Annotated in this window: 4 protein-coding genes; 2 read left to right on the top strand and 2 right to left on the bottom strand. The window is 63.1% G+C overall.

Translation table 11 applies throughout. The features are described 5' to 3' along the window. Window positions 1-1,084, top strand: a 1,084-nt coding sequence (locus EOA29_RS26145) for a cyclopropane-fatty-acyl-phospholipid synthase family protein (protein ID WP_145969801.1), incomplete at its 5' end; no start/stop codon positions are given. A gap of 2 nt (window positions 1,085-1,086) precedes the next feature. On the opposite strand, the gene EOA29_RS26150 is transcribed toward EOA29_RS26145, so the two are convergent. Together EOA29_RS26150 and acs are read right to left on the bottom strand one after the other, a co-directional pair. Continuing rightward, window positions 1,087-1,836: an MOSC domain-containing protein gene (locus tag EOA29_RS26150; RefSeq protein WP_126091319.1), complete on the bottom strand. Its 750-nt coding sequence runs from the start codon at window positions 1,834-1,836 to the stop codon at window positions 1,087-1,089. After that, window positions 1,836-3,791, bottom strand: a complete 1,956-nt coding sequence (gene acs, locus EOA29_RS26155) for an acetate--CoA ligase (RefSeq protein WP_126091320.1) — start codon at window positions 3,789-3,791, stop codon at window positions 1,836-1,838. Before acs ends, EOA29_RS26150 begins: the two co-directional genes overlap by 1 nt. Window positions 3,792-4,100: 309 nt before the next feature. Between acs and EOA29_RS26160 the strand changes: the two genes are divergently transcribed. Beyond that, window positions 4,101-4,373, top strand: coding sequence for an aspartate-semialdehyde dehydrogenase (locus EOA29_RS26160; protein ID WP_126091321.1), 273 nt, complete (start codon window positions 4,101-4,103; stop codon window positions 4,371-4,373). Window positions 4,374-4,539: the final 166 nt, after the last annotated feature.

Genomic DNA, 4,539 nt, shown 5'->3' on the forward strand with positions numbered 1-4,539 from the left:
GATGTGGATATCCAAGACCGTCGACATCGAAGAAGGCACGCTGTTCGATTTCTACGCCCTGCCTTCGCAAGGCAAGCTCAAGACGAAGCTCAAGTCCCTGCCGAAGCTGGCAATCCTGCGCGACCTGCCGGCTGTCTTGTTTTCGCGAAGGCAGATGACGGCGCGCACCGACCTCTCCGGGCGCAATCCCTATGTCAGCGGGTCGAACAAGGCGGCGATCCAGCATCACTACGACATCTCGAATGCCTTCTACCGGCTCTTCCTCGACGAGCGCATGGTCTATAGCTGCGGTTACTTCCAGGATTTCGCCAATGGCATCGACCAGGCGCAGGTCGACAAGCTCGATCACATCTGCCGCAAGCTCAGGCTGAAGCCAGGCGAAAGTCTGCTGGACATCGGCTGCGGCTGGGGCGCGATGCTCATCCATGCGGCGAAGAACTACGGCGTCGTCGGCCACGGCGTCTCGCTGTCGCAAGCCCAGACGGAGCTTGCCCGCGAGCGCATTCGCGCCGAGGGGCTGGAGGATCGCATCACCATCGAGATAAAGTCGTATGCCGAGCTCTCCGGCACGTTCGACAAGATATCGTCGATCGGCATGTTCGAGCATCTGGGGCTCGCCAACCACGACGCCTACTTCTCGGCCGTCAATCGCCTGCTCAAGCCCGGCGGCATCTATCTGCACCACGCCATCACCAGGCGCAGCAAAGGCGACATCCGCAAGACGCTGCGCAAGGGCCCGGAATACAAGGCGCTGATCAAATACATCTTTCCCGGCGGCGAGCTCGACACGATCGGCATGACGCTCGGCAATCTCGAGGCGCATGGCTTCCTGGTCCATGACGTCGAGAACTTGCGTGAGCACTACGCGCGCACCTGCAGGCTCTGGGCGGAGCGTCTGCACGCGCGCTTCGATGAGGCGATCGCCGAGGTCGGCGAGGCGAAGGCGCGGCTCTGGCTGCTCTATCTCTCCGGCTGCTCGATTGCCTTCGAGCGGGCCTCGGCGCAGATTTTCCAGACCGTCGCCACCAGGCGCGCGCGGGGGCCAAGCGGCCTGCCGCCAACCCGTGTGGATTTGTATCGATAAGCCTACACGAAGCGCATCGGCGCGCCGACCTCGATCCGCGCGGGCCGGTCGACGGTGCAGTAGACGCCGAGATTGTGGGCGTTGTGGCGCACCAGGTTGCGCAGGATGCCTGGATCGTTGTCGAAGCCGTCCTGGGCAATGATGGTGAAGCCGCAGCGGCGGCAGGGTTCCGAGATGGTGAGCAGCAGATCGCCGACCGCAAGCTTGCGGCCGATCCATTCCGTCTCCGGGAAAGAGCCTTCGACCGGCTCCATGTCGACGACGATGTTGGGGCGGAAGCGGCGCGGATCGGCCGCCCCTTCCGGATGCAGCGTCTTCAACCGCGCCAGCGAGGCGGTGGTCAGCAGATGGATCGGCGCCTTGCGATAGCGCGCCTGCGTCAGCGGACCGGCATAGGCCGGCGGCGCGTTCTCCCGGCCGAACGGCCGGATCGAGGCAGTGAAGCCGAGATAGGCAGACACGGCATGATCGCATTCGGTGCCGGGCGCGCTCAGCCAGTCGCCGCCGGGGACGGCCACCTCAAGTTCGCGATCGTTGGTCAGCCGGGTGCGGATACGCGGCACCTTGTGCCATTTGGCGTCGCGGTCGGGCCGGGCAATCTCGTTGTCCGCGGCATCCACGAGGCCGAACAGACGGTCGCCGTCGATGGTTTCGCGGCCGACCGAGATCGCGTCCTGGCGCTCGCCGGCGAGCGAGCTCGCCGGATAGCGCCAGAGCTGGCTGACGGTTCCGAGCACCGCCTTGTCTGTCATCAGGCCCTTTTGTTCTGCCGGTTGGCGACCAGGTCGTCGACGACCGCCGGATCTGCGAGCGTCGAGGTGTCGCCGAGCGCGCCGTAATCGTCCTCGGCGATCTTGCGCAGGATGCGCCGCATGATCTTGCCCGAGCGGGTCTTGGGCAGGCCCGGAGCGAACTGGATCTTGTCTGGTGTCGCGATGGCGCCGATCTCCTTGCGGACATGGGTGACGAGTTCCTTGCGGAGGTCTTCGCTCGATGTCGTGCCGGCCATCAGCGTGACGTAGCAGTAAATCCCTTGCCCCTTGATGTCGTGCGGATAGCCGACGACGGCGGCTTCCGAGACCATGTCGTGGCTGACCAGCGCCGACTCCACTTCGGCCGTGCCCATGCGGTGGCCGGAAACGTTGATGACGTCGTCGACGCGGCCGGTGATCCAGTAGTAGCCGTCGGCGTCGCGGCGGCAGCCGTCGCCGGTGAAGTACTTGCCCTTGTAGGTCGAGAAATAGGTCTGCACGAAGCGGTCGTGATCGCCATAGACCGTGCGCATCATGCCGGGCCATGCATCGATGATGCAGAGATTGCCGTCGGCCGCTCCTTCGAGCACCTTGCCCTCGCCGTCGACCAACTGCGGCCTGACGCCGAAGAAGGGCCGCGTAGCCGAACCCGGCTTGAGGTCGGTGGCGCCTGGCAGAGGCGTGATCAGGATGCCGCCGGTCTCGGTCTGCCACCAGGTGTCGACAATCGGCAGTTTGGCGTTGCCGACGACGTTGTAGTACCACTCCCAGGCTTCCGGATTGATCGGCTCGCCGACGGTACCAAGCACGCGCAACGACTTGCGCGAGGTCTTCTTCACATGGCTGTCGCCGGCGCCCATCAGCGCGCGCAACGCCGTCGGCGCGGTGTAGAAGATGTTGACCTGGTGCTTGTCGATGACTTCCCAGAAGCGCGACTGCGACGGGTAGTTCGGCACGCCTTCGAACATCAGCGTCGTGGCGCCGTTGGCTAATGGCCCGTAGACGATGTAGCTGTGACCGGTGACCCAGCCGACATCGGCGGTGCACCAGTAGACGTCGCCGTCATGATAGTCGAAGACATATTGGTGCGTCATCGAGGCATAGACGAGATAGCCGGCCGTGGTGTGCAGCACGCCCTTCGGCTTGCCCGTCGAGCCCGAGGTGTAGAGGATGAACAGCGGGTCCTCCGCCTTCATCTTCTCCGGCTTGCAGTCGGCCTTAACGGTCGCTGCCTCGTCGTGGTACCAGACGTCGCGACCCGGCACCCAGCCGGTCTTGCCGCCGGTGCGCCGCACGACCACCACCTTCTCGACCTTCGTGCCGGCCTTGGCTGCGATGTCGATCGCCTTGTCGGCGTTGTCCTTCAGCGGGATCGGCTTGCCGCCGCGCAGGCCCTCGTCCGTAGTGACGACGACGGTCGACTTGCAGTCGTCGATGCGCCCGGCGAGAGCGTCGGGCGAGAAGCCGCCGAAGACGACCGAGTGGATGGCGCCGATGCGGGTGCAGGCCAGCATCGCATAGGCCGTCTCCGGGATCATCGGCATGTAGATGGTGACGCGGTCGCCTTTCTTGACGCCGTGCTTCTTCAGCACGTTGGCGAAGCGGCAGACATGCGCGTAAAGCTCGTTGTAGGTGATCTTCCTGTCATCGTAGGGGTTGTCGCCCTCCCAGATGATGGCGGTCTGGCCGCCGCGCTTCTTCAGATGCCGGTCGATGCAGTTGTAGGAAACATTGGTCTGCCCGTCCTCGAACCACTTGATCGAAACCTTGCCGTCGAAGGAGGTGTTCTTGACCTTGGTGAACGGCTTGAACCAGTCGATACGCTTGCCGTGCTTGCCCCAGAACTTGTCCGGGTTCTTCACACTGTCGGCGTACCATTTGAGATAGGTTTCGTTGTCGATCAGCGCGTTCTTCTTCCACGCCGGCTGGACGCGGTGCACATGAACATCGGACATTTCTTTGCCTTCCTCCCAAACCGTTCCGCCGGCTTAGATCGCCGGCGGTATCGCGGCGACGCAGCCGCGAATTCGCGGGCATTATTAACAGTTCCGTCGTGACGGCAATATTAGACGTTGGATTCGCGCGGCGGGATGACGCAGGGGAAACGCCGAAACGCTGTCAGCACTCGTTACCCATCGCTGCTAACCAACTGTTTTGGCGAAGGAAAAGCCGGTTGCGATCAGCAAAATTCAATAGACAGTTAAGCAACTGAGCGCAGAATCGAACATTGGGAGGAAAGGAGATCGAGCCTTAAGGGGGCTGCCATGCACGACCACTCCGAAATGGACCTGATGCTCAGGGGCTATGGGTTGACCACGGCCAAAATCCTCTACCACTTCCCCGACCACCCGCATTTGCTGCAAAGCTTCATCTGGCAGGATTACGACGTCGCGCCGAAGTTTCCGGTGCTGATCCGCTTCATCGAATTCTGGAAGACGAAGCTCGACGGACCGCTGCATTCGGTCACCTACACGCATCAGAAGCTGATCGCGCCGAACGAGTGGCGGAAGGTGGATGGGGAGTTTTTATTGCATTGAGGCGTCGCCCATAATCTCCCCCCTTGAGGGGGAGATGTCGCCGAAGGCGACAGAGGGGGTCGCCGCGCGTGGAGCGCCAATGCCCTCCATGACGAGAGACGATGCTGGCGCTCTACGTGAGACGACCCCCTCTGGCCTGCCGGCCATCTCCCCCGCAAGGAGGGAG

Source organism: Mesorhizobium sp. M1E.F.Ca.ET.063.01.1.1 (assembly GCF_003998155.1).
Lineage (GTDB): Bacteria > Pseudomonadota > Alphaproteobacteria > Rhizobiales > Rhizobiaceae > Mesorhizobium.